25 protein-coding genes and 1 tRNA gene are annotated in these 24,906 nt (G+C 58.9%); 16 read left to right on the forward strand and 10 right to left on the reverse strand.

Annotated elements, in window-relative coordinates:
- Positions 1-2 precede the first annotated feature (2 nt).
- The 7 genes from INT39_RS15240 to pyrF all read left to right on the forward strand — a co-directional run bounded on the left by INT39_RS15240 (position 3) and on the right by pyrF (position 7,505).
- On the forward strand, positions 3-2,231 hold the full coding sequence (locus INT39_RS15240) for a bifunctional prephenate dehydrogenase/3-phosphoshikimate 1-carboxyvinyltransferase (protein WP_193074906.1): 2,229 nt from the start codon (positions 3-5) through the stop codon (positions 2,229-2,231).
- Positions 2,232-2,245: 14 nt separating this feature from the next.
- Positions 2,246-2,926 (forward strand): (d)CMP kinase, encoded by a 681-nt coding sequence (gene cmk, locus INT39_RS15245; RefSeq protein ID WP_193074907.1) that lies wholly within the window; start codon positions 2,246-2,248, stop codon positions 2,924-2,926.
- A gap of 156 nt (positions 2,927-3,082) precedes the next feature.
- Positions 3,083-4,765: a 30S ribosomal protein S1 gene (rpsA, locus tag INT39_RS15250; RefSeq protein WP_193074845.1), complete on the forward strand. Its 1,683-nt coding sequence runs from the start codon at positions 3,083-3,085 to the stop codon at positions 4,763-4,765.
- A 150-nt stretch (positions 4,766-4,915) separates the two neighbouring features.
- Positions 4,916-5,209 carry an integration host factor subunit beta gene (gene ihfB / locus INT39_RS15255; protein WP_193074846.1) on the forward strand — a complete coding sequence of 98 codons (294 nt, stop codon included), beginning with the start codon at positions 4,916-4,918 and terminating at the stop codon, positions 5,207-5,209.
- Positions 5,210-5,278: 69 nt separating this feature from the next.
- Positions 5,279-5,578, forward strand: a complete 300-nt coding sequence (locus INT39_RS15260; protein ID WP_193074847.1) for a lipopolysaccharide assembly protein LapA domain-containing protein — start codon at positions 5,279-5,281, stop codon at positions 5,576-5,578.
- Between the two features lie 5 nt (positions 5,579-5,583).
- The gene (lapB, locus tag INT39_RS15265) at positions 5,584-6,789 is read left to right on the forward strand and encodes a lipopolysaccharide assembly protein LapB (protein WP_193074848.1); all 1,206 of its coding nucleotides are present in this window, start codon (positions 5,584-5,586) and stop codon (positions 6,787-6,789) included.
- 14 nt (positions 6,790-6,803) lie between these two features.
- Positions 6,804-7,505, forward strand: coding sequence for an orotidine-5'-phosphate decarboxylase (pyrF, locus tag INT39_RS15270; protein ID WP_193074849.1), 702 nt, complete (start codon positions 6,804-6,806; stop codon positions 7,503-7,505).
- 366 nt (positions 7,506-7,871) lie between these two features.
- Here pyrF and bfr read toward each other — a convergent pair whose 3' ends face one another.
- Both bfr and INT39_RS15280 read right to left on the reverse strand, forming a co-directional pair.
- Positions 7,872-8,339, reverse strand: a complete 468-nt coding sequence (gene bfr, locus INT39_RS15275) for a bacterioferritin (protein WP_193074850.1) — start codon at positions 8,337-8,339, stop codon at positions 7,872-7,874.
- Positions 8,340-8,459: 120 nt separating this feature from the next.
- A complete protein-coding gene (locus INT39_RS15280; RefSeq protein WP_193074851.1) occupies positions 8,460-8,669 on the reverse strand; it encodes a bacterioferritin-associated ferredoxin in 210 nt (69 codons plus the stop codon).
- Between the two features lie 382 nt (positions 8,670-9,051).
- On the opposite strand from INT39_RS15280, the gene INT39_RS15285 reads away from it, so the two are divergent.
- From INT39_RS15285 to INT39_RS15305, 5 genes are all read left to right on the forward strand, one after another.
- The gene (locus tag INT39_RS15285; protein WP_193074852.1) at positions 9,052-10,485 is read left to right on the forward strand and encodes an MFS transporter; all 1,434 of its coding nucleotides are present in this window, start codon (positions 9,052-9,054) and stop codon (positions 10,483-10,485) included.
- A gap of 95 nt (positions 10,486-10,580) precedes the next feature.
- Positions 10,581-11,903 (forward strand): MFS transporter, encoded by a 1,323-nt coding sequence (locus INT39_RS15290; RefSeq protein ID WP_193074853.1) that lies wholly within the window; start codon positions 10,581-10,583, stop codon positions 11,901-11,903.
- A complete protein-coding gene (locus tag INT39_RS15295) occupies positions 11,894-12,859 on the forward strand; it encodes a DUF2157 domain-containing protein (RefSeq protein WP_193074854.1) in 966 nt (321 codons plus the stop codon). The genes INT39_RS15290 and INT39_RS15295 overlap by 10 nt, the downstream gene beginning before the upstream one ends.
- Positions 12,856-13,908, forward strand: a complete 1,053-nt coding sequence (locus tag INT39_RS15300; protein WP_193074855.1) for a DUF4401 domain-containing protein — start codon at positions 12,856-12,858, stop codon at positions 13,906-13,908. Before INT39_RS15295 ends, INT39_RS15300 begins: the two co-directional genes overlap by 4 nt.
- Positions 13,905-14,396 (forward strand): GDYXXLXY domain-containing protein, encoded by a 492-nt coding sequence (locus tag INT39_RS15305; protein WP_319021370.1) that lies wholly within the window; start codon positions 13,905-13,907, stop codon positions 14,394-14,396. Before INT39_RS15300 ends, INT39_RS15305 begins: the two co-directional genes overlap by 4 nt.
- A gap of 37 nt (positions 14,397-14,433) precedes the next feature.
- Here the strand turns inward: INT39_RS15305 and INT39_RS15310 are convergent, their stop codons facing one another.
- The 4 genes from INT39_RS15310 to argF form a co-directional block, all read right to left on the reverse strand.
- The gene (locus INT39_RS15310) at positions 14,434-14,655 is read right to left on the reverse strand and encodes a hypothetical protein (RefSeq protein WP_226944818.1); all 222 of its coding nucleotides are present in this window, start codon (positions 14,653-14,655) and stop codon (positions 14,434-14,436) included.
- A gap of 128 nt (positions 14,656-14,783) precedes the next feature.
- Entirely contained in the window at positions 14,784-15,263 is a 480-nt protein-coding gene (locus INT39_RS15315) for an FKBP-type peptidyl-prolyl cis-trans isomerase (RefSeq protein ID WP_193074856.1), read from the reverse strand.
- A gap of 76 nt (positions 15,264-15,339) precedes the next feature.
- The gene (locus INT39_RS15320; RefSeq protein WP_193074857.1) at positions 15,340-16,446 is read right to left on the reverse strand and encodes an ABC transporter ATP-binding protein; all 1,107 of its coding nucleotides are present in this window, start codon (positions 16,444-16,446) and stop codon (positions 15,340-15,342) included.
- A 10-nt stretch (positions 16,447-16,456) separates the two neighbouring features.
- Positions 16,457-17,362 (reverse strand): ornithine carbamoyltransferase, encoded by a 906-nt coding sequence (gene argF / locus INT39_RS15325; RefSeq protein ID WP_193074858.1) that lies wholly within the window; start codon positions 17,360-17,362, stop codon positions 16,457-16,459.
- 235 nt (positions 17,363-17,597) lie between these two features.
- On the opposite strand from argF, the gene grxD reads away from it, so the two are divergent.
- The gene (gene grxD / locus INT39_RS15330; protein ID WP_193074859.1) at positions 17,598-17,915 is read left to right on the forward strand and encodes a Grx4 family monothiol glutaredoxin; all 318 of its coding nucleotides are present in this window, start codon (positions 17,598-17,600) and stop codon (positions 17,913-17,915) included.
- Between the two features lie 175 nt (positions 17,916-18,090).
- Positions 18,091-18,167 (forward strand) — tRNA-Pro (locus INT39_RS15335).
- Between the two features lie 47 nt (positions 18,168-18,214).
- On the opposite strand, the gene INT39_RS15340 is transcribed toward INT39_RS15335, so the two are convergent.
- Entirely contained in the window at positions 18,215-18,490 is a 276-nt protein-coding gene (locus INT39_RS15340; protein WP_193074860.1) for a hypothetical protein, read from the reverse strand.
- A 179-nt stretch (positions 18,491-18,669) separates the two neighbouring features.
- Here INT39_RS15340 and INT39_RS15345 point away from each other — a divergent pair, with 179 nt between their 5' ends.
- Positions 18,670-19,821, forward strand: coding sequence for an AI-2E family transporter (locus INT39_RS15345; RefSeq protein ID WP_193074861.1), 1,152 nt, complete (start codon positions 18,670-18,672; stop codon positions 19,819-19,821).
- On the opposite strand, the gene glpK is transcribed toward INT39_RS15345, so the two are convergent.
- From glpK to INT39_RS15360, 3 genes are read right to left on the reverse strand one after another with little or no spacing between them, the layout of a single operon-like run.
- Positions 19,802-21,292 (reverse strand): glycerol kinase GlpK, encoded by a 1,491-nt coding sequence (gene glpK / locus INT39_RS15350; protein ID WP_193074862.1) that lies wholly within the window; start codon positions 21,290-21,292, stop codon positions 19,802-19,804. The genes INT39_RS15345 and glpK overlap by 20 nt on opposite strands.
- Before the next feature lie 29 nt (positions 21,293-21,321).
- Entirely contained in the window at positions 21,322-21,795 is a 474-nt protein-coding gene (gene ybaK / locus INT39_RS15355) for a Cys-tRNA(Pro) deacylase (RefSeq protein WP_193074863.1), read from the reverse strand.
- An 8-nt stretch (positions 21,796-21,803) separates the two neighbouring features.
- Positions 21,804-22,838: an NADP-dependent oxidoreductase gene (locus tag INT39_RS15360; protein WP_193074864.1), complete on the reverse strand. Its 1,035-nt coding sequence runs from the start codon at positions 22,836-22,838 to the stop codon at positions 21,804-21,806.
- A 262-nt stretch (positions 22,839-23,100) separates the two neighbouring features.
- On the opposite strand from INT39_RS15360, the gene INT39_RS15365 reads away from it, so the two are divergent.
- A complete protein-coding gene (locus tag INT39_RS15365) occupies positions 23,101-24,903 on the forward strand; it encodes a hybrid sensor histidine kinase/response regulator (RefSeq protein ID WP_193074865.1) in 1,803 nt (600 codons plus the stop codon).
- The last annotated feature ends 3 nt before the right edge of the window (positions 24,904-24,906 follow it).

Here is a 24,906-nt window from a genome sequence, read left to right on the forward strand (position 1 = left end):
CGATGTCACCCAAGGCGCCGATAATCGACCGCCTGGCGGTAATCGGTCTTGGCCTGATTGGCGGCTCCTATGCCAAGGGGCTGCGCCAGACAGGGTTGTGTCGTGAAGTGGTGGGCTGCGACCCTGACCCGGAAACCTGCCGGCTGGCGGTACCGCTGGGGATCGTCGACATGATGACCGATGATCTGGCCACAGCAGTGCAGGGCGCTGACCTGATCATGCTGGCGGTCCCCGTGCTGGCCATGGAACGGGTACTGGGCAAGCTTGCGGCATTGGATATCGGGCAGGCTGTGGTCACCGATGCCGGAAGTACCAAGAGTGCAGTGGTGGACGCAGTACGCAGTGCTTTTGGTCATGTTCCGTCGCAGTTCGTGCCAGGTCATCCGATTGCCGGCTCTGAACGTAGTGGTGTTGAAGCGGCTGATGCCGGATTATTTCGCAACCACAAGGTGATCCTGACACCGCTGGAAGAAACTGCTGAGGCAGCGCTGACATTGGTGCGTCGTACCTGGCAGGCGCTGGGCGCGGATGTCGAAGACATGCCCCTGGCCGACCATGATGAAGTGCTGGCTGCGACCAGTCATCTGCCGCACCTGCTGGCATTCTCGCTGGTTGATACCTTGGCCTCGCGTAGCGAAAATCTGGAGATATTCCGCTATGCTGCCGGTGGTTTTCGAGATTTCACCCGGATTGCCGCCAGCGACCCCGTCATGTGGCGGGATGTATTCCTGGCCAACCGTGATGCGGTACTGCGCAGCCTGGACGATTTCACCCACGATTTAAGCCGCTTGCGTGCGGCGGTTGATGACGGTGATGCCAACGCCCTGTTGGGCGTATTCACCCGAGCGCGATCCGCACGCGAGCATTTCAGCAAGATTTTGGCCCGCAGGGCTTATATGGAACCCATGCAGACTCAGTCGATCAACTTCATTGCCAGTCCCGGTGCCAGCGTACAAGGTCGTATCCGCGTACCCGGCGACAAGTCCATTTCCCACCGTTCTATCATGCTCGGCTCATTGGCCGAAGGTGTGACTGAAGTGGAGGGCTTTCTGGAAGGTGAAGACAGCCTCGCCACCTTGCAGGCATTCCGCGACATGGGCGTGGTTATCGAAGGACCGCACCATGGGCGCGTCACCATCAACGGTGTCGGTCTGCACGGTCTGCAGGCGCCTCCGGGGCCCATCTATGTAGGAAACTCGGGCACCTCGATGCGCCTGTTGGCTGGTTTGCTGGCGGGGCAGAAGTTCACCACCGAGCTGACCGGTGATGCTTCCCTGACCAAGCGTCCCATGGGCCGTGTCGCCAATCCGTTGCGCGAGATGGGCGCGAATATCGATACCGACCAGGAAGGCCGTCCGCCGCTGCATATCAATGGCGCCGAGAGTCAGTTGAAGGGTATGGACTATGTCATGCCCATGGCCAGTGCTCAGGTCAAATCCTGCCTGCTGCTGGCCGGCCTGTATGCCGAAGGCAGCACCTCGGTGACCGAGCCGGCACCGACTCGTGATCACACCGAGCGCATGCTCAAGGGCTTTGGTTACCCGGTACAGGTCGATGGTGCCAAGGCCACCGTCGAATCCGGCCACCAGCTGACCGGCTGCAAGATCGACGTGCCGGCGGACATTTCCTCTGCGGCGTTCTTCATGGTGGCCGCCAGTATTGCGGAAGGCTCCGACCTGACACTGGAGCACGTGGGCATCAACCCGACTCGCGTTGGTGTGATCAATATCCTGCGTGCCATGGGCGGTGATATCACTCTGAGCAACGAGCGCGAAGTGGGTGGCGAGCCGGTGGCTGACGTGCGTGTGCGCTATGCCGGCCTCAAGGGTATTGAGATCCCGCTGGATCAGGTGCCCCTGGCGATTGACGAGTTCCCGGTGTTGTTCATTGCCGCGGCCTGCGCCGAAGGGCGCACCGTTCTGCGTGGTGCTGAAGAGCTGCGGGTCAAGGAATCCGACCGTATCCAGGTCATGGCCGATGGCCTGCAACTGCTGGGTATCAAGGCCGAGCCGACACCTGATGGTATCATTATCGAGGGTGGTGTCATGGGTGGCGCTACCGTAGATAGCCACATGGATCACCGTATCGCCATGTCCTTCGCTATTGCCTCGCTGCGCGCCACTGCGGACATCTGCATCACCGACTGCATCCATGTCGCCACGTCGTTCCCCGGGTTTGTTGATCTGGCGCGTTCGGTGGGCATCAACATTCGTCAGGAGGGTAACGCGTGAGTGCTGGTAACGACATGGTCCCGGTCATCACCATCGATGGCCCCGGTGGCTCCGGCAAGGGCACACTGACGGGTATGCTGGCCGCGCGACTGGGTTGGCATCTGCTGGATTCCGGCGCGCTGTACCGGGTATTGGCTTTTGCTGCACGTAACCACGGAGCGGATCTTACCAACGAAGAGATCCTCACTACCCTGGCTGCGCATCTGGATGTGCGCTTTGTTGCCGGGGGCAGTGACAAGGAGCAGTGCATCATTCTGGAAGGCGAAGATGTGACCCGGGGAATCCGTACCGAAGCAACCGGTGCCGGCGCTTCCCAGATCGCATCGCTGCCTGCCGTTCGTCAGGCGCTGCTGGCGCGGCAGAAGGCATTTCGCGAAGCGCCCGGGTTGGTCGCAGACGGGCGCGACATGGGTACCGTGGTGTTTCCCGATGCCCAGTTGAAGATATTTCTGACTGCCAGCCCGGAAATCCGTGCTGAGCGCCGCTACCGGCAGTTGCTCGAAAAGGGCGAAACTGCTAATCTTGCGGGTCTTCTCGATGAGATTACCGCGAGGGATGAGAGGGATATGAATCGCAGCATCGCGCCATTGCGGCCGGCTGAGGATGCCATCCTGATCGACTCCTCGCATATGAGCATCGAAAATGTACTTGAAACAGTTCAGATGGAAGCGCGCAAACGCAACCTGCTGGACTGATCAGGCGAGTCTTTTGCCGGGTAACCAGCACCACCGGCAAAGGTGTATTTATAATCAACCCATGCAAGCTGGTGGCGTGGCGGGCAAGTTGGCTGCAGGGCGCGCAGTAGAGCGGCCAGGCGGTTACTGCCTTATTAAACATTGACAGGAATCCAAATGAGCGAAAGCTTTGCCGAACTTTTTGAAGAAAGCCTAGTAACCCTTGATATGGAGCCAGGCTCCATCATCACCGGTATTGTTGTGGACATCGACTCCGACTGGGTCACTGTTCACGCCGGCCTGAAATCCGAGGGTGTCATTCCACGCGAGCAGTTCCTGAACGATCAGGGCGAACTGACCATCAGCGTGGGTGATGAGGTTCACGTTGCACTGGAAGCCGTTGAAGATGGCTTCGGTGAAACCAAACTCTCCCGTGAGAAGGCCAAGCGCGCCGAATCCTGGAAAGTTCTCGAAGCAGCTTTCGCCGCAGAAGAAATCGTCAAGGGTGTCATCAACGGCAAGGTCAAAGGTGGCTTTACCGTCGACGTCAACACCATTCGTGCGTTCCTGCCAGGCTCCCTGGTCGACGTCCGTCCGGTTCGCGACACTGCGCACCTGGAAGGCAAGGAACTGGAATTCAAGGTCATCAAGCTCGACCAGAAGCGCAACAACGTTGTCGTTTCCCGTCGTGCCGTCCTCGAAGCCGAGAACAGCGCCGAGCGCGAAGCCCTGCTGGAAACTCTGCAGGAAGGCCAGGTTGTCAAAGGTATCGTCAAGAACCTCACCGACTACGGCGCGTTCGTTGATCTGGGCGGCGTAGATGGTCTGCTGCACATCACCGACATGGCTTGGAAGCGTATCAAGCATCCTTCCGAGATCGTCAACGTTGGCGACGAAATCGACGTCAAGGTGCTGAAATTCGACCGCGAGCGCAACCGCGTCTCCCTGGGTCTGAAGCAGCTGGGCGAAGATCCATGGGTTGCCATCACTGGTCGCTACCCAGAAGGCACTCGTGTCAACGCCAAGGTCACCAACCTCACCGACTACGGCTGCTTCGCCGAGCTGGAAGAGGGTGTTGAAGGCCTGGTGCACGTGTCCGAAATGGATTGGACCAACAAGAACATCCATCCTTCCAAGGTCGTTCAGGTTGGCGACGAAGTGGAAGTCATGGTTCTGGATATCGACGAAGATCGTCGTCGTATCTCCCTGGGCATCAAGCAGTGCAAGATGAACCCATGGGAAGAGTTCTCCAGCAAGTTCAACAAGGGCGACAAGATCTCCGGCTCCATCAAGTCGATCACCGATTTCGGTATCTTCATTGGTCTGGACGGCGGCATCGACGGTCTGGTTCACCTGTCCGACATCTCCTGGAACGAAGTTGGCGAAGAAGCCGTACGTCGTTTCAAGAAGGGCGACGAGATCGAAACTGTCATCCTGTCTGTTGATCCAGAGCGCGAGCGCATCTCCCTGGGCGTCAAGCAGCTGGAAGACGATCCGTTCTCCAACTTCGTTTCTCTGAACGAGAAGGGCACCATCATCACTGGTACCGTCAAGGAAGTTGACGCCAAGGGCGCAGTAATCACCCTGGGTGAAGAGATCGAAGGTACTCTGAAAGCCTCCGAAATCAGCCGTGACCGCGTTGAAGACGCGCGCAACGTCCTGAACGTCGGTGACGAAGTTGAAGCCAAGATCATCAGCGTTGACCGCAAGAGCCGTGTCATCAGCCTGTCGATCAAAGCGAAAGACGTGGAAGACGAGAAAGAAGCCATCCAGGACCTGCGCAAGCAGGAAATGCTGGCCGCTGGTCCGACCACCATTGGTGATCTGATCAAGCAGCAGATGGAAAACAAGGGCAACTAAGTAGCCTTTGTAATGAAAAAGGAGTGACTTCGGTCGCTCCTTTTTTTTGCGTTGGAAAAATGGCTTGAGCGTGCTGCTTGCCCCGCCCTGCAGCTGCGTGGTACAAACAATAAAAACGGATCCTAGCCGATTGAATAAAAAGGAAAAATCATGACGAAGTCGGAGTTGATCGAACGCATAGTCGAGCAACAGGGCCAGTTGTCAGCCAAGGATGTGGAGCTGGCCATCAAGACCATGCTGGAACATATGTCCGCGGCGTTGGCGACAGGCGAGCGTATTGAGATACGGGGTTTTGGCAGTTTTTCATTGCACTACCGTGCGCCGCGCATTGGTCGCAACCCCAAGACCGGTGAATCAGTGCAGTTGGAAGGTAAGTACGTCCCGCATTTCAAACCGGGCAAGGAGTTGCGCGATCGCGTCAACGATTCTCTGGAAACCGCGTGACTCAAGCGGTATGACTGATCGTCAGGCTGCGCTATACTGCTCTCCTGCTTAACGGATGGGAGTGGTGGCATGCAATGGCTGAAACGCGCGGTGCTGATCATCGTTCTATTATTGGTGGCACTGGCGACCATTGATTTCATGCTGGAAAATCAGCAGAACATCGCGTTGCAATTTCTCGAAATATCCTCCCCCGAGTTACCTATCTCCCTGTTCATCGTTATTGCCTTTATTCTTGGCAGTCTGCTGGGTATTTTCATTGGCTGGTTGCTGACGGCCCGTCTGCGTCTGCGCATGATGGTCCAGAGTAATGAGCTCAATCGCTATCGCAAGGAAGTCGACAAGCTGCGCACCCAGGCTATCAAAGGCTGATTACCATGCAGGAGCTGTTGTTCCTCGGGTTGTTCATGGGGGCGCTGGGTGTGGGTTGGTTTCTCGGGCGACGAGAAGCAATCAAAGTCGGTTTCATGTTGGCTCCCCATGGCAGTGCGCTCGACAAGCAATACTTCATCGGTCTCAACTATCTTCTCAACGAGCAGCCGGACGAGGCGATCGAAACTTTTATTCGAGCCCTTGAGGTCAACCCGGAAACAGTCGAAACGCACATAGCCATCGGCAAGCTATTCTGTCAGCGCGGTGATGTGGAACGTGCCATCAAGGTTCATCAGAATCTTCTGGCGCGGCCTAATCTCACTTCCCTGCAGGCCGATCGAGTGCAATTCGAACTGGCCCGCGATTATCTCGCGGTGGGGCTGCATCATCGTGCTGAGCGCTTGCTGGATGAGTTGGTGGACTCGGGCTCCAGTCTGCGTGCCGACGCGTTGGCCGACCTGGTACGCATTTATGAGCGCGAGCGCGATTGGCAGCGTGCTGTGGCGGTGGGGCAGCGCCTGGTCAAGGAGCGGAGCGCCTTCGCTACCACGCTGGGGCATTATCATTGCGAGCTGGCCCGCGAGGCGCAGGCGCGCAATGAGTGGCCGCAGGCACGGCGTCATTTGCTGGACGCGCTGGCTGTCCATCGCGGGAGCGTGCGCGCCATGCTCATGCTGGCCGAGCTGGAGGCGGGGCAGGGACGTGAGCGGGACGAGCTCAAGTGGTTGCGCCGGTTGGCGACGCACGATGCGGATTTCGTGCCTCAGGCGTTGCCCTTGCTGCGACATCTGGCCGATGGAGGGACGCTGGATCTGCTGGCCTATCTTGACGATGTGCTGGAAAATAAACACCCCCCGATGGTGGCAACGGTGCTGGCACGCGCCGATGAGCTGCATAAGCGTGCCGGGCTCGCTGCGGCCAGTGAATATGTGCTTGCCCACCTGCAACAGCAGCCATCACTGAGCGGACTGCTGTACCTGATCGATCTGCACAAGGATAATGTCGAGCCGCGAGGATATGCCAACCTCATGATTCTGCGCGGGATCGTCGAAACGCTGTTGATCGATAAACACAAATATCGTTGTCAGGCCTGCGGCTTTTCCGGTAAGCAGTTGCACTGGCAATGCCCGACCTGCCATGGATGGTCGACGATAAGACCGTTGAAGGGGCGAGAATTGGCTGTAGCCACTCCGTCGCTGCGACCCATTTGATACAGGAAAGATAAATGCCCTGCAATACCCCGATAATCGTTGCTCTGGATTTCCCTGATGCAGCATCAGCGGTCGCGATGGCCGAACGCCTCGATCCGGCATTGTGCCGCCTCAAGGTGGGCAAGGAGTTGTTTACCGCAACTGGACCCGCTGTAGTGCAGACGCTCCAGGACAAGGGCTTCGACGTGTTTCTGGATCTCAAATTCCATGACATTCCCAATACCACTGCCAGCGCGGTGCGCTCGGCTGCTGAGTTGGGAGTATGGATGGTGAACGTGCATGCCGGCGGTGGTCGGCGCATGATGGAAGCTTGCCGCGAGATCCTTGAGCGCCGCTCGGGCCCACGTCCGCTGCTGACGGCGGTTACAGTGCTGACCAGCCTTGAGCAGGAGGATTTGCTGGAGGTGGGTATCGATATCGAGCCCATGGTGCAGGTGCAGCGTCTGGCGCGTCTTACACAGGACTGTGGACTGGATGGCGTGGTCTGCTCGGCGCGGGAAGCTAAGGCGCTCAGAAGTGTGCTGAATGAGGATTTCAAGCTGGTGACGCCGGGTATCCGCCCGGATGATGCCAGTGCCGACGATCAGAAGCGTATCGTGACGCCACATCAGGCCATGGAAAACGGCAGCAACTATCTGGTGATCGGTCGCCCCATCACGCGCGCTGAGGATCCGGCTGCGGTGTTATCCGCTATTTTGGAAAGTTTGGATAACTGAAAGCGATAGAAGGTTGTTGGTGTCTACTGGTGCTTGCTGGGAACAGGTTGGCCGGCAGGGCCGTGCCGACACGCTGCAAGTACATCCATGTAAGCTCGCGGTCGCCATCCATGGCGACACGACGGTCGGCACGGCCCTGCCGGCCAACCTCTTCTGCGATGCACTGTGTGGCTGATGATTTTAAACCCGCGGCGCCGACGATATCCATCCTTTGCAGCGGGAGCGGCTTGCCTGCGACCGTTTGATGCCAGGGATGGCATCAATGAGCCTACATGGATGTATTTACGGCGTGTCGCATGCAGGCCGCTCCCGCTGCAAAGGTAACTCAAAGCATGAAGCGGGCCGGGTCAGGTCAGCACAGAGCTATCAGCTGATCTGCGACTGCTGATAGTTCTCTATACCTACCTTGTCGATCAGGCTGAGCTGAGTCTCGATCCAGTCGACGTGTTCTTCTTCCGACGTCAGGATGTCCTCTGCCAGCTCACGGCTGCCGTAATCAGCGATGCTCTCGAAGTAGGCGATGGCGGCCTTGAGGTCGGGGATGCCTTTCATTTCCAGGCGCAGGTCGCACTCGAGGATTTCGCGGGTGTTCTCGCCGATCATCAGCTTGCCGAGATCCTGCAGGTTCGGGATGCCTTCGAGAAACAGGATGCGCTTGGTCAGGGCATCGGCGTGCTTCATTTCATCGATGGACTCGTGATATTCGTGGTCGCCCAGCTTGTCCAGACCCCAGTCCTGCAACATGCGTGCATGCAGGAAGTACTGGTTGATGGCAACCAGCTCGTTGCCGAGCAGAATATTGAGATGGCGGATTGCCTGTGCGTCGCCTTTCATGACGGAATTCCTCAGTGCGGGATCAATCAACTGAGTGTGCTACCGGAAAGGCGGACTGTCAAACACAGCCCTTGCAAATCAAATAGATAGAAATGTTTCTCGGCAGAATACAAGACGCATTCACGCCATTGCGAATTGCCCTGCATTAATAAAGCTGGCGGTGGCGGCCTCACGGTATTCACCGATAATGGATTTGCACTCACGGCCGCATTTGCCGCATTGATTAGCTACATCCAGACGCTCTCGAAGGTCACGCATACTGCAGGCGCCGTCGGTAACGGCATCGCGAATCTGAGTATCGGTAATCCCCTTGCAAAGACATACGTACATCGGCGCCACTCCAAGGTTTTCAATAATGGCTACAAGCTAATCGCAATGAGAATAATTGTCAAACAACTATTAATGTTATTCGCATGTAGCGGGACGAGCGGTCGTGGAAACGTTTATCAGCGTTCTGAATAGCCACCATCTTTGCGCCTGATATTGTCCGGAAGCCGCGGTGGCGTTGGGGGTGGAGCGGGAGGGGTGGTCATCTGGCCATTTTCGGTAACATCTGCAATGAAATCACACTCGGATATTGGTTACCGACTGACATAGACTCGAATCGACCCTGCGCACTCGCTTGCCGTACCGGCGGGCTGATCTGGCAGAGGTGAGAACAACTAGAAAATAAAGGCGGTGCCAGCTTCCGCCTGATCAATGGAGTCGCTCGATGAGTCAGTCCGGTATTCTGAAACGCTCTACTATCCTGATCCACGGCTCGGTGGGCATCCCTCTGGCCATCATTGGTTACCCGCTGGCGGTGTACCTTCCTCCTTTCTATGCCCAGGAAATGGGCCTGAACATGGCGCTGATGGCATTGGTGCTGGTGCTCGCGCGGTTTTCCGATGTGCTGACTGATCCGCTGATCGGCATGCTCAGCGACCGTTGGCAGACGCGGTTTGGCCGGCGCAAACCCTGGCTGGTCATGGGCACGCCTTTGATGTTGCTGGGTACGGTGATGATCTTCATGCCGCCGGATGGCGCCGGTATTCTGCATCTGCTGATCTGGACCGTGCTGATGTACTTCGGCTGGACCATGGTGACCTTGCCCTATGGCGCCTGGGGGGCGGAGCTGTCAACGCAGTATCATCAACGCAGCCGGGTTACCGCGTCGCGTGAAGGGTTCATTCTGCTGGGTCTGTTCATTGCGGCCCTGGCACCCGCGCTCGTTCAGGCCCTGGGCGCGCGTTATGCGGCCGGTGACACCGATAGTCTGGTGATGCGTGTTGCCGTTTGGTTGGTTGGGCGCGACGGTGAGCTGGGTATCGGCTACGGTCCCATTCTGGCTTCCATGGGCTGGCTATTGTTGATTCTGTTGCCGATTACTGTGCTGCTGGTGGTCACGCGGGTGCGTGAAGCGCCGCCGCGCTCGGTCCAGCGCACTGACTGGAAGAAGGGCTGGCGGGTGATGAAGAACAACGGTCCGTTCAAACGGCTGATGTTGATTCTGCTGATTGTCATCACCGGTGAGTCGTTCCGCAATGCCATGTCGGTGTTCTTCATGCAACATGTCATCCAGATACAGGCGCACATCGGCATGATGTATCTGCTGTATTTCGGGATCGGTATTCTGGGTATTCCGTTCTGGTTGGCGCTGGGTCGCAAGATTGGCAAACACCGCGCCTTCTGTGTGGCGGTCAGCGTATCCAGTATCAGTATTCTCGGCATGTTCTTTCTGCAGGCCGGCCAGCTGTTGCCGTTCGCTATCATGTTTGCGATCAAGGGCTTCTGCTTTGCTGCGTTCCAGTTCCTGCCGTTGTCGATGTTGGCGGATATCGTCGATCTGGATACCGCGCGCAGCAAGGAGCACCGTACTGGGCTGTTCTTCGCGATGTCCGGGATGGCGCAGAAGATGGCTATGGCGGTCGGTCTCGGCCTCTCGCTGGGCATGCTGTCGCTGGTCGGTTTTGATGCCACTCAGGCGGTGCATACCGAGCAGCAGCTGATGTCCCTGCGGGTGCTCTACATCATCGGGCCGGTGGTCATGTACATGGCTGCCTTCATGTTGGCGCGTAAATACCCTCTGACTTCCGACCGGCAGGAGCGTATCCGTCAGTGGATCCAGCGGCGTAACCTGCGTCTGCAGATTGTTGAGGTGGAGTAACTCGGCCAGCTGCGGCTGATGCCTTGTCGCGCAATGGATATGTTGTTCCGTTATGCTGTCATTTTTCAGCGAAGGTTAAGAGAAGGATGACAGCGATGTCTGAGCGGTCTCAGTTCAGTCTGTTGCGCAGCAGGCGCTTCTTGCCGTATTTCATCACCCAGTTTCTGGGTGCGTTCAATGACAACGTATTCAAGCAGGCGCTGGTCCTGGCCATCCTGTTCAAGATTGGTGTTACTGCCGATCCCAATGTGTTGATCAATCTCAGCGCACTGTTGTTCATCCTGCCGTTCTTCCTGTTTTCCGCCTTGGGCGGACAGTTAGGGGAGAAATTTCCCAAGCATGTACTGATTCGTATCATCAAGTTTGCCGAGATCATCCTCATGTTGACGGGGGCTGCCAGCGTGCTGTTAGGCAGTTTGCCGATGATGTTGATGGTGCTGTTTGCCATGGGAGCGCAATCATCGCTGTTCGGCCCGGTGAAGTATTCGATACTACCGCTGCATCTGGCGGAACGTGAGTTGATCGGCGGCAACGCGCTGGTGGAGATGGGCACCTTTCTGGCGATTCTCGGCGGTACCCTGTTCGCTGGCGTGTTGATGGCGGGCGAGGAATGGGCGAACTGGGTATCCGTGGCGGTGGTGAGTCTGGCGCTGCTGGGGTTTCTCGCCAGTCTGGCGATTCCGCCGACCGCGGCTGCGCTGCCGGGATTGCAGCTGGACTGGAACATCCTGCGTCAATCGGCACGGATTCTCCATCTGGGGTTGGTGCAGCAATCCAAACCGGTTTCCCGTTCACTGCTGGCCAACTCCTGGTTCTGGTTTCTCGGGGCGACCTACCTGGCACAGATCCCCGGTTTCACCCGGGATTACCTGGGCGGCGATGAGACCGTGGTGACGCTGATTCTTGCGGTGTTTTCCATCGGCATTGCCGCCGGCTCGCTGCTCTGTGAGCGCTTGTCCCGCAAGACCGTGGAGCTGGGCCTGGTGCCCCTCGGTGCCAGTGGCCTGACGCTGTTTGGTTTGCTGTTGTGGGGTGGCGCGGGCTTCATTGATATGCAGGCCGGCCAGTTGGGCTGGTTGCAGCTGTTACTGCAGCCGGCAGCCTGGGCGGTCATGTTCTGCATCCTTGGGCTCGGGATGTTCGGGGGACTGTACATAGTGCCGCTGTACGCATTGATTCAAGCCCGCACCGAGGACAGCGAGCGCTCCCGGGTCATCGCTGCAAACAATATTCTCAATTCCCTGCTGATGGTGATTTCGGCGGTGTTCGCCATGCTGATGCTGGGAGTCGTAGGGATCAGCATTCCGCAACTGTTTCTGGTGGTCTCTGTACTCAACGTGCTGGTCAGTCTGTATATCTTCCTGGCTGTCCCTGAATTCACCGAGCGGCTGAAGATATGGATGGGTCAATGGATCTGAATAACGATATACGGCGGCGTGATCAGTTGCTCCGCTGGACAGAGCAGGGACTGTTGACGCCCGAGCAGCTGGCCCCGGAGCAGCCACAACCGGCTGCGCGGCATTGGCTGCTGGCCCTTGATCGCGTGCTGGCCTTTTATGGCTGTCTGTTATTGGCGCTCGGGGTGATCTTCTTCTTTGCATTCAACTGGGAACAGTTGCACCGTTTCATCAAACTGGGCCTGGCGATGGCCGCTCTCAGTGGTTTTGCGGGTGCGGCGCTTGTCGTTGCCAGGGGCTCGGTTGCCTATCGCGCCGCGCTGTTTGGCGCATCGCTGACCACCGGCGGTTTACTGGCGCTGATCGGTCAGACTTATCAGACCGGTGCGGATATCTGGCAATTGTTTGCGGTCTGGGCGGCATTGAGTCTGCCCTGGGCGCTGCTGTCACGTTCGGTTGCCTGCTGGGCACTGTTCTGGGGTATCGCCAACCTGGCGCTGCTACGTTATCTCGCCTTGAGCACAGGCTGGTTTGTCGGGGATAGCACTGACACCGTGGCGGCGCTGATGAAGGTTGCTGTTTTCAATGTGTTGCTGTTGCTGCTGTTCGAAAGCCGTAGTAGCTGGTTGCCGCAGACGGCCAGAGCCATTCAGCGCCTGGCCGGCGCTGGTTTGCTTGCTGCCTTGGCCCTGGCTGCGATGCTTACCTGGTGGCGGCCGGAACAGCTCTATCCGTTGCTCGTGCTGGGCGCGGTATATCTGTTGGGCATTCCGGTTTATCAGCGGGTACGGCGCGACCTGCTGATGCTCGCCTTACAACTCTATTCGCTGGTCGTTGTGCTTGCCGCTGGACTGGCGCGCTTGCTGGAAGATATCGACGGCTTGGTGCAGTTCTGGGCTCTGGGGCTGTTCCTGCTGTTGGGTAGCGCCGTGGTCTCGGTTTGGCTGCAGCGCTGGCATCGGGAGGAGGGCGTATGAATACTCCATGGAAACAGGCCTTGCTGGATGATCTGCTGCAGCAACAGGTCATCCAACAAGACGGATATGCCCAGTTGCAGCGGGAAGAGGGAGCGCCATGGTATGTGATGCTTCTGTCTGCCATTGCGGCCTGGTTTGCGGCAATGATGTTGCTGGGCGCGTGGGTGATGATGACGGATGCCAGTCCGCTTCCGAGCATCTTTGCTGCGGCGATCCTGCTGCTGTCAGCCATCTGGTTGTTGCGCAGTTCAGGGGCTTTTGCGGTGCAGCTGGGGTTGGCATTGTCCCTGCTCGGCCAGGCCATGCTGGTGTTTTCCATTATCGAACTGGAACTGCATACGGGCGCTGACGAACGCATTCCCGCGTTGGTTGCGCTGGTACTGAGTTGCGGCATGTTGATGGCCAGAGCCGGTTCGGCGCATCGATTTTTCTGTGCGTTGATTGCCATGGTGAGCCTGGCAGTATTGGTAGGAAACAATCCCTTATTGGCGTTGTATGGCGTAGCCCTGGCCGCACTGGCTGTCTGCTTGTGGCTCAGGCGTGCTCGCTGGGCTGCTTCAAGTCGCGCGGCCGTGCTTCGCGCTGTTACCGGTGCGGCAACGCTCCTGGCACTGGCCCTTGGGGTGCTCGGGCAGCCTTATGCGCATGCCGCATCGTGGTTTGGTTCGGTTGCAGTCGACGCCGCTCATCTGCGATGGCTGTACCCCACCGGCGCTGCGGTTATCTTGTTGGCGACACTGGTGTGGCTGATGCGTGGAGTGCAGCAATCGATTCGGTTGGGTGCTCTGGCGGGTGTTCTGATCCTCATTGCGTTGTGTGTTCAGACGCCGGGATTGCTGATCGGTGCGGCTTTGTGGCTGGCGGTATTTCACGCCTGTGACCGTTTGTGGTGCATGCTGGTAGGCGCTGGCGTTGCCTTGTACCTCGGCGATCTGTATTACAGTCTGCATATCACCTTGCTGACCAAGTCCATGCTCTTGGCGGCAAGCGGGTTGTTGCTGCTGGTGTTGCGTCGGACGGTCATAGTGCCGATGAGGAGAGTTCCGTGAGCAAAGCGCGTGTGGGTATTGTTGCTGCCTGGTTGCTGGTGATGGCGGTGGCGGGGTATGCCGTGAACGGGCATGAAAAGACCCTGCGCGATGGTCAGCTGGTACTACTGCGCCTGGCCCCGGTGGACCCGCGCTCATTGATGCAGGGAGACTACATGGCGTTACGTTTCGCGGTGGATGAAGAGTTGCGCGCCGACGCCGGAGAATGGCCGAAATATGCCTATCTGCAACTGGGTGCGGAGTCGCGGGCGAGTTTTGCCGGCACTGGCGACGCGCCGACCGGAGAGCCGGGCAGGGTGTCCATGCGGATCAGACCGGGAGGGCGTGGCGCCAGTCTCGGACCCAATGCGTTCTTTTTTCAGGAAGGGCATGCAACGCTGTATGAAAATGCGCGTTGGGGTGGGTTTCGTGTAGCAGCTGACGGCACTGCGCTGCTTACCTCGCTCTATGACGAGGAGTTGGAACTGCTGGGTAATAATCGCCGCTAGGTTCCGTGGAGACCGCCGTCAGGTTCTGCGTCCGAGATCAGGCTTTCTGAGTCTTGGCCGGTGCCGCTTTGGTAGCGGGTTTGCCATAGGTCTGGCCGCTGGTGCCATTGGGAATGTTCTGAATTTCGCCGCCGGAGGCGAGGAACGCGCTGATCTGATCATTGATCGAGGCGCTGGTGGCCACAGCTGCATCAGCCTTGCGTTTGGCCGGGGCTGTTTTAGGTTTGGCTACGATCTTGACGGCAGGTTTAGTCGACATGAATTGCACCTCTTGGCAGGAAAAACAACCATAATACACTTTATCTGTCAATAATGCTTGGTTGCTTTTTTCCGTCCGTTTTCGTCGAGTGCGGAAACGGACGGAAAGAGGCTTTCAATCAGTCACAATCAGTGCTGATGACCACCTGCACCGTGGGCATGGCCATGGGCAAGTTCGTCTTCAGTGGCGGCGCGCACCGACAGGATTTCCACCTCAAAGGTCAGGTCGCGGCCAGCCAGAGGGTGATTGGAGTCCACTTCGGCCTGGGACAAGCCTACCTTGACCACAGTGACCTGACGCGGACCCTGTTCGGTCTGAATCACCGCCAGCATACCAGGCTTCCATTTCTTAGCGCCTTGCAGGTGCTTGACCTGAACCTTCTGCGTGGCATTGTCCTTGCGTGGGCCATACGCCTTGTCGACCGGCAGGTCGATGCTGAAAGCATCACCCGCTGCGCGACCTTCCAGTGCCTCGACCAGACCTTCAAGCAGGCCGGGCTGACCATGCAGATAGAGGACGGGATCGTGCTGGCGTGAACTTTCGATCTCGCCGCTGGCATCGGACAGGGTGTAGTGGAATTCGACCACTGAATTTTTTGCAATCTGCATGAAACGACTCGTCAGGTTGGTTGGGATCGCCATTATCCGGGGCTGTCGGGCTCTTGCCAAGCCGGCAGCCAGACATTCAGGCCGAAGAGCTCGCTTCCAGCACCTGCTCGAGCGGCAGTTGGGCACTGACATTGACGCTGCCCTGCGCAGCAAACACCACCAGATGATCGGCGGAGATGCGGATACCCAGCACTTCGCCCAGGGGGTGATCGTCATGACTGGGAAAGATGGTTTCCAGGGTGCTGCCGGTGGGCAGTTGCAGACGGTACAGGGTGCTGGCGCCGAGGAATACCTTGCCGGTGATGGTCGCCGTCAGACTGCTGCCTTCCTCGCCGACGATGTCATCGGGACGCAGCAGCACATCGACCGCACTGCCCGCCGCCAACTGATAGGCACGGTTGCCGCGGATCACGCCCAGCTCGGTCTGTACCGTGTCCGGGGTCAGCAGTTGCCCGCGAATGAAGTACCCCTGGCCGATAAAGCTCGCGACGAAAGGGGTGGCGGGCTCGTGGTACAGGTTGTAGGGCGTATCCCATTGCTGCAGTTGCCCCTCGCGCAGTACACCAACCTGATCACAGACGGCAAAGGCCTCGCTCTGATCATGGGTCACCAGCATGGCGCTGGTTCCCCGGGCTTTGAGAATATCGCGCACTTCGCCCGACAGGCGGCGACGTAATTCGCCATCCAGATTGGAAAAGGGTTCATCCAGCAACAGCAGTTGAGGTTCCGGTGCCAGTGCCCGAGCGAGGGCCACGCGCTGCTGTTGACCGCCAGACAGCTCATGCGGATAACGCTGGCCCAGCTTGCCGAGTTTGACCATCTCCAGCAGCTCGCCGACGATCTGTTTGCGCTTGGGATGTTTGTTGATGCCGAAAGCGATGTTCTGCGCGACCGTCAGGTGTGGAAACAGGGCATAGTCCTGAAACACCATGCCGATCCGCCGCTGTTCCGGCGGTACGTTATGCGTCAGGCTCGACAATACTTTGCCGCCCAGACGAATCTCGCCGTCGTTGATGGGTTCAAAACCGGCAATACTGCGCAGTGTCGTGGTCTTGCCACAGCCTGACGGGCCGAGCAGGCAACCGATATCGCCTGCGCGCAGATGGATGCTCAGATCCTGCACTACCTTGTGTCCGCCATAGCCGCAGGCGAGGTTATTCAGCTCGAGAACAATATCGGACATCGGCTTACCGTCAATCAATCAGCAGAAATTCAACCAGTGCCTTCTGGGCATGCAAACGGTTTTCCGCTTGATCCCAGACCACACTGCGCGGGTCATCCATCAACTCGGAGGACACTTCCTCGCCACGGTGAGCCGGCAGGCAATGCATGAAAATCACTGACTCATCGGCGCGGTCCAGCATCGCCGGGGTTACCTGGTACGGGGCGAAGCGCTGCATGCGCGCCTGGGCCTCGTCTTCCTGGCCCATCGATGCCCATACATCGGTGCTGACCAGATGCGCGCCCGCCACCGCTTCATTGGGATCGCGCACCACGGTGACCCGGTCACCGGCCTTGTCGAGAAATACCTGATCCGGTTCATAGCCTTCAGGGCAGGCGATACGCAGCTGGAAGTCGAATTGGATAGCGGCATGGATGTAGCTGTGACACATATTGTTGCCGTCGCCGATCCAGGCTACAACCTTGTCCTTGATGCTGCCCCGGTGCTCCATAAAGGTCTGCATGTCGGCCAGTAGCTGGCAGGGATGCAGGTCATCGCTCAGACCGTTGATCACCGGTACCTGGGAATGGGCAGCAAAGGTCTCCAGGGTGGCATGGGCGAAGGTGCGGATCATAACGGCATCGCACATGCGCGACAGTACCCGGGCGCTGTCTTCGATCGGCTCCCCACGGCCCAGCTGGGTATCGCGGGGTGACAGGAAAATGGCCTGGCCGCCCAACTGAATCATGCCGGCCTCAAAGGACACCCGAGTACGGGTGGAGGCCTTTTCGAAAATCATGCCCAGCACGCGGTTCTTCAACGGCTCGTAGATGACCCCCTGACGATGCAGAGACTTGAGCTCGGTGCCGCGTTTCAGCAGTCCAGCCAGTTCTGCCGGGGAACAATCCATCAACGAAAGGAAATGCCGTACAGTCATCTTGTGCTACCTGGTTACATTGGCCAGCTGTCGACCGGAAAACAGTAGGCCTTACCATGGCCTGACGGCCCGGTAGAAGCCATACCTGAAAAAGTGAGAATCGGTGATCTTATAGGGAAAATCCGCTGCAAGGCAAATCAGCTCTGTTTCCCGATGGGAGTCATTGCGCAAGGTGCTGAGGTTTGCGGTACACTGGGCGCCATTTCGGGCAACCAAACGTCATTGAGGACCCTCCATGAGCACCATCGATACCATTCAAGAGCAAATCACCAGCAATCCGGTTCTCATCTACATGAAAGGAGCGCCGAACGCGCCCCAGTGCGGCTTCTCCGCCCGGGCTGTTCAGGCGCTGATGAGCTGCGGCCAGAAGTTCGCCTACGTGGACATTCTGCAGAATCCGGACATACGTGCCGAACTGCCAAAATACGCCAACTGGCCGACTTTTCCGCAACTGTGGATCAGCGGTGAGCTGGTCGGCGGCAGCGATATCATCCAGGAACTGTTCGATTCCGGTGAGCTGGCGACGATGATCACGGCAGCAGTCGAAGACTGAATCCGGCTGCACACCAAAACCCGTCCCGGTATTGCCGCGACGGGTTTTTTTGACTTGGCTGGGCAGGCTGATCAGACAGGGCTCAATTCCAGCTAACCACCGGGCAGCAAAAGAAATTTTCCATAGTCCCTCTTGTGAAAAAACAACGATTATGTAAAATGCCGCATCACGAATACGGAGCGTAGCGCAGCCTGGTAGCGCGTCTCGTTCGGGACGAGAAGGTCGCTGGTTCGATTCCAGTCGCTCCGACCAAATTAACAAAACCCGCCATAAGCGGGTTTTGTTGTTTTTGCCCTGCGCTACTCCTGACTATCCTCCTGACCCATGCTGTTGATCTCCTGCAATGCCTTGCTGGAATGCACGACACAACCTTCTTCATCGCCATTTGATTGGGCTTCGCCCGCCAGGCGTATATGGTCTTCCAGCTGGGTGCGAGCCTCATCAGAGAGCTGGTCGAGGGGGGCTGCGGAGTGTCTTGCCAGTTCTTGCATATTGGATGTGCAGCTGATGTCCTGAGCGAATGCGACCGGGCTGGCCAATAATGCGGTGGCAATGATCAACGAAGCGGTCTTCATGTTGTCTCTCCCATCTGCAATGAAATGTCTCTTCAACTGTGACAGCGGTCTCAATGGAGGGTTTGATCTTTTGCTCCGGAGCACATAGTCAGCGCAAATAGTCTCCCGTGTGCTATCTGCAATTGCCCGCCACTGGTATCCTCGACGGCTTCTATGGAATCAGGAGTGGCCCGCTGGTCATGACTAACGACAATCTCGAAAACAAGAGCTTCCTTCTGCTGTTGGCACTGGTTTCAGTGGCCTTCGTCTGGTTGCTGCTGCCGTTCTACAGTGCGGTATTCTGGGGCACCATCCTGGCGCTGATCTTTCAGCCGATGCAGCGCCGCTTCGAGGCACGTTTCAATCAGCGGCGCGGCATGGCGGCTCTGGCCACACTGTTGATCATCCTGTTTATCGTGATTCTGCCGGTCAGTCTGCTGGCTGGGGCTCTGGTTCAGGAAGGGGCGGCCGTCTATCAGCGCATCGATTCGGGCACGCTGGACTTCGGTGGCTATCTGGAGCAGGTCATCAATGCCTTGCCGAGTTTCGCCCAGGACCTGCTGGTGCGCTTCGGTATGACGGATATCTCCAGTGTGCAGGAGCGCATCTCCAGCCTGGCCATGAGCGGTAGTCAGTACCTGGCGACCAAGGCTTTCAGCATTGGTCAGAATACCTTCCAGTTCCTGATCAGCTTCGCGATCATGCTCTATCTGCTGTTCTTCCTGTTACGCGACGGGCGCCATGTGGCGGCGAGGGTGCAGCGGGCGATCCCGCTGGGGGAAATCTACAAACACCACCTGCTGAGCAAATTCACCACTGTGGTCAAGGCCACCGTCAAGGGCAACATCGCCGTGGCGGTGATTCAGGGCGCGCTGGGCGGCTTCATTTTCTGGGCGCTGGGGTTGCAGGGCGCCTTGCTCTGGGGCGTGATAATGGCCGTGTTGTCATTGTTGCCGGCAGTAGGCGCGGGCCTGATCTGGGGGCCGGTAGCGATCTACTTCCTGGCTACCGGAGCCATCTGGCAAGCGGCGGTATTGACGGCATTCGGTGCTGTGGTCATCGGTCTGGCGGATAACGTGCTGCGCCCGATTCTGGTCGGCAAAGACACCAAGCTGCCGGACTACGTGATACTGATTTCCACTCTCGGCGGGATGGCTCTGTTCGGGCTCAACGGCTTTGTCATTGGACCGTTGATCGCGGCCCTGTTCATAGCCGCCTGGAGCCTGTATGCCGAGGCGCGGGAAGAGCATGAGGTGGTGGCGGTACCGACCGAGGAAGTGGCGACGCTCGACGAGATGGACGAGGTCGTCGGTGCGCCGCCGGAGCCCCCGCTCAAGGGCTCTGATTCCTGATCCGTCGCACCGCATCCAGCCAGCCCGTGTACAGCGCTTCGCGGCGCTCTTCGGGCATGGCCGGATGAAAGCTGCGTTCGCAATCCCAGCGCGCGGCGAAGGTTTCCAGACTGTCGAACAATCCCTGTTGCAAACCCGCTAGAAAGGCCACGCCCAAGGCGGTGGTTTCCGTCACCTGGGGGCGATCCACCGGCACGCCGAGGGTGTTGGAGAGCGCCTGAACCATCCAGTTATTGACCACCATGCCGCCATCCACGCGCAGCGATGAGGTGGCGATGGCGCCGTCGGCAGTCATGGCCTCCAGCAGATCGCGGGTCTGGAAACACACCGACTGCAAACCGGCCGTGACGATTTCGGCAATCCCGGTATCCCGCGTCAGACCAAAGATGGCACCGCGTGCCTGCGGGTCCCAATAGGGCGCGCCCAGACCCGTGAAGGCCGGCACCAGATACACGCCACTCTGATCACCCACCTGTTCGGCCAGCGCTTCGGTTTCGTCGGCGTGGCGGATCAGTTTCAAACCATCGCGCAGCCACTGGATCGCCGCTCCGGCGACAAAGATGCTGCCCTCCAGGGCATAGGTGGTCTGGCCGTTGAGTCGATAGCCAATGGTGGTCAGCAATCGATGGGAGGAGATTACCGGTTGGTCGCCGGTATTCATCACCATGAAGCAACCCGTGCCATAGGTACTCTTGACGCTGCCGGGCGTAAAGCAGGCCTGCCCGACCAGTGCCGCCTGCTGGTCACCGGCCATCGCGGAAATCGGCAGGCTGACGCCGAACAGCTCTGCATCGGTATGCCCGAAATCCGCTGCGTTATCCAGCACCTCGGGCAGCAGGCTGGATGGGATATCGAGCAGTTGCAGCAGCTCCTGGTCCCACTGCTGGTCATGGATATTGAACAGCATGGTGCGTGAGGCATTGGTGGCGTCGGTACGGTGTACCCGGCCACCGGTCAGGCGCCACAGCAGGAAGCTGTCCACCGTGCCGAAGCGCAGCTCGCCCCGTTCAGCGCGCTCGCGCGCACCTTCCACATTGTCCAGCAGCCAGCACAGCTTGGTGGCAGAGAAGTAAGGATCGATCAGCAGACCGGTGCGCTGGCTGACCAGGGGCTCATGACCCTCGGTCTGCAGCTGATCGCAGAAGGCCGCCGTGCGCCGGTCCTGCCAGACGATGGCCGGATAGACCGGCTCACCGGTAGCCGCATCCCAGACCACGGTGGTCTCGCGCTGGTTGGTGATGCCGATGGCCAGCACATCCGCGGCGTCCAGTTCGGCCTTGCTCAGCGCTTCGCGGACCACGGCCAGCACGCTCTGCCAGATTTCCTCTGGATCGTGTTCCACCCAGCCATCCTGGGGAAAATGCTGGGTGAACTCCTGCTGCGCCACGCTCACCGGATGGCATTGCGCGTCGAATATCATGGCGCGGCTGCTGGTAGTGCCCTGATCGATGGCGAGAAGGTGTGTTGGCATTGAGGTGGTCCCTGGGGTCCGATGGATGATCAGCCGGCCCGGCCGATGGCGGCGAAGCGGGCGCCGGTCTGGCTGGCCAGATCCTGTGGTGGCAATTCTATCTCCAGACCACGCCGTCCCCCGCTGACGAACATGTTTGACCAATCACTGGCACTGGCATCAATGAAGGTGCGCAGGCGCTTCTTCTGGCCCAGCGGACTGATACCGCCCAGCAGATAGCCGGTGCTGCGCTGGGCGGCGGCGGGGTCGGCCATGGCAACCTTCTTGGCGCCAGCGGCCTTGGCCAGCAGCTTCAGGTCCAGCACCCCGTTGACCGGCACCACCGCGACCAACAGTTCGCCGGTATCCGTGCTGGCCAGCAGCGTCTTGAATACCTGCCGTGGGTCGAGCCCGAGTTTGTCGGCGGCCTCGCCGCCATAGGATTCGGCCTGCGGATCGTGCGCGTAGCGGTGCAACTGATAACTTACCTTGGCTTTGTCGAGCACCTTTGTTGCTGGAGTCATGCGTTGTCTCAGTCGGCTATCTTGACCACCATTTTGCCAAAATTCTGCCCTTCGAGCAGCCCGATGAACGCCTCGGGTGCATTTTCCAGCCCTTCGACCCGGTGCTCCTTGACCTTCACCTTGCCCTCGGCGACCCAAGGCGTCATTTCCTTGAGAAAGTCCGGGTAGTGCGGGCCATAATTGTCGAAGATGATGAACGCCTGCATGCGGATGCGCTGGCTCAACATCAGGCGCATCAACTGCGGCAGGCGGTCCGGGCCCGACGGCAACTCGGTGGCGTTGTACTGGGCGATCAGCCCGCACACCGGCACCCGGGAATGGGGATTAAGCAGCGGCATGACCGCATCGAATACCTTGCCGCCGACGTTTTCGAAATACACATCGATGCCCTCGGGGCAGGCATTGGCCAGATCATCAGCCAGGCTGTCGAGTTTATGATCCAGACAGGCATCGAACCCCAGTTCGTCCACCGCATAGGCGCACTTGTCCGGTCCGCCGGCGATACCAACCACGCGGCAGCCCTTGAGCTTGGCCACCTGACCGACCACGCTGCCGACCGGGCCGGTGGCCGCGGCCACCACCACCGTCTCGCCGGCCTTGGGTTGGCCGATGTCGAGCAGACCCATATAGCCGGTGAAGCCGGGCATACCGAGCACGCCAAGGGCCTGGGATGGCTCCGCCATATTCGGGTCCAGCTTGAATACCATGCTGCCATTGGACAGGCTGTAGTCCTGCCAGCCGGCGGTGTAGCACATCACCAGATCGCCGGCGGCAAAGCCATCGAGGTTGGACTCCATTACCCGGCTGACCGCACCACAGGGCATCACGTCGCCCACTGCCACCGGGTCGGCGTAGGATTTGGCATCACTCATGCGGCCACGCATGTAGGGATCCAGCGACATCCACACATTGCGCAGCAGCATCTGGCCCTGGCCGGGATCGGGAATCTCGGCTTCGACCAATTTGAAGTTATCCGGCACCGGCGCGCCCACGGGACGCGAGGCGAGCAGGATCTGACGGTTAATGGTGGTGGTTTGCGGCATGTGACTTCCCCGGTGTGAAACAGATGACTGAGTCACCCAGTATAGAGGTCACGGCTCCCGAGGCAATCAACCCACGTACGTACCGGGAATCATCGTGTGTAGGAGAGGGCGTGGCCAGGTGGTTCTGACGAACAAGGTGGTCGTTATACCAAACTCGTCAGGCAGAAGCCGCCTTGAGAGGTTTGGGTTGTGCGTCAGTTGGCAGAACAGGCGCATTGTGGCGGCTCGGCGGGGTTTTGGCGTAGGCTTGGCGCAGTGCTGAATGAAACAGGACAACAAGAACATGATGGACGTCGTCACCAACGCGCTGGATGAACCCGGCTTGCTGGCCCAAAGTCGTCGCCTTGGTCGGCTGCGGCTCCCGCCATCGATCGAGGCCGACTTCCAGGCCTATCTGCACCGCAAGATGTGCAGCCGGGTATGGCCGGTGGCGGTGTCCAGTATCGGCTTCATGTTGCTGTTCATCTGGGTGGATTACGCTTTCCTGCCGGCGTCCGTGCATCAACTGAGCATCACCGTGCGGGTGCTGGTGCTGCTGCTGATGTGCTTCTGCCTGTGGTACTCCAATCGGCCGGGGCGGGTGGCTCCGCGATCCGCCTTCAATACCGCCACCCTGGGATATGTATGCACCGGGCTGATGGTGATCATGGTCATCCTGGCTTGCCGGACGCAGCAGGTACCGGTGGCGGTCACCCACGATGGTCTGTATCTGATACTGCTGTCGGGCTGCTTCCTGTTGGGCCTGCCTATGCGCAACTCGGTGCTGGGCTCCTGGTTCATCGTGCTTGCCTATCTGGTCGGGGAGGTGGCTATCGGTTCGTCGCGGCAGAGTGTGCTGGGCAATGGTCTGTTCCTCGGCTGTTTCACCCTGATGGGCAGCATCGGTGCCTACGCCTATGAACATATGCTGCGCCGCGCCTATCTCAACGAGCAGCTACTGCAGGCGGCGCGGGACCGCGCGGAGCGGGAAAGCCATGGCAAGACGCGCTTTCTGGCCACCGCCAGTCATGATTTGCGTCAGCCGCTGCATGCTATGACCCTGTTCATTCGGCATCTGGAAGAAAAGGTGATCGAACCGGAGACTCGCAAAAGCGTCACGCGCCTGGCCGAATCGACCCATTTGCTGCAAGCCATGCTCAACTCGCTGCTGGACATCTCTCGACTCTCGGTGGGCATGGTGCGGCCACAGCTCCGCCACATCAATCTGCATGGCTGGCTGCAGCGGCTGATCGCCGGCTTCGAGGTCAGTGCCCGGGAGCGGGATATTGAACTGGTACTCAATTGCCCGCTGCGCAGCGCGCTGTATACCGATCCCATGCTGCTGGAACGCCTGGTGCGCAACTATTTGAATAATGCCTTGGTGCACGCGGGCGCGACGCGTGTGCAGGTCGTGGTGAGCGAACGGGACGAGCAGGTGCGCATCGCCGTGGTGGATAACGGTTGCGGGCTGAGTCGCGACGAACAGGCGCGGGTATTCGAGGAGTTTACCCAACTGCGCAACCCCGCACGTACCTTGGAAAAAGGCGTTGGACTGGGATTGTCGATCTGCCGACAGCTTCAGCATCTGCTGGAATACCCCTCTGGCGTGGAGTCCGAACCGGGGCAGGGTGCCTGTTTCTGGATAGAGGTGCCGGTGGGTGAGTGGCAGGAAGAGGCCATGCTCAACCCGATGCTCGGCAGTACGACGCTGCAGGGGCGGGTGCTGCTGGTTGAGAATGATCTGGTCAACCGCGAAGCGATGGAAACCCTGCTGCGCCATTGGGGCTGCGAGGTCGAGTGTCATGAAAAGGGTGATCGACTGCTGCAGGGCGGACCGCGGGATGAACAGGTGGACCTGATACTCACGGATTACCATCTGGAAGGCGACATGACCGGACTGGAGCTGATCGAAGCGCTGCGCGAGGCGGGCATTTACACAGGCCCGGCCGCACTGGTCACCGCCGACACAAGCAGCACCCTGTCTCCCGCCGCAGAACAAGCCGGCATACCCGTCATCTACAAACCCGTCCTCCCCGCACGCCTGCGGCGGATCGTGCAAACATTGCTGCAGAAAGCAGAAGCATAGTGC

It is taken from the genome of Pseudomonas sp. FME51, from assembly GCF_014897305.1.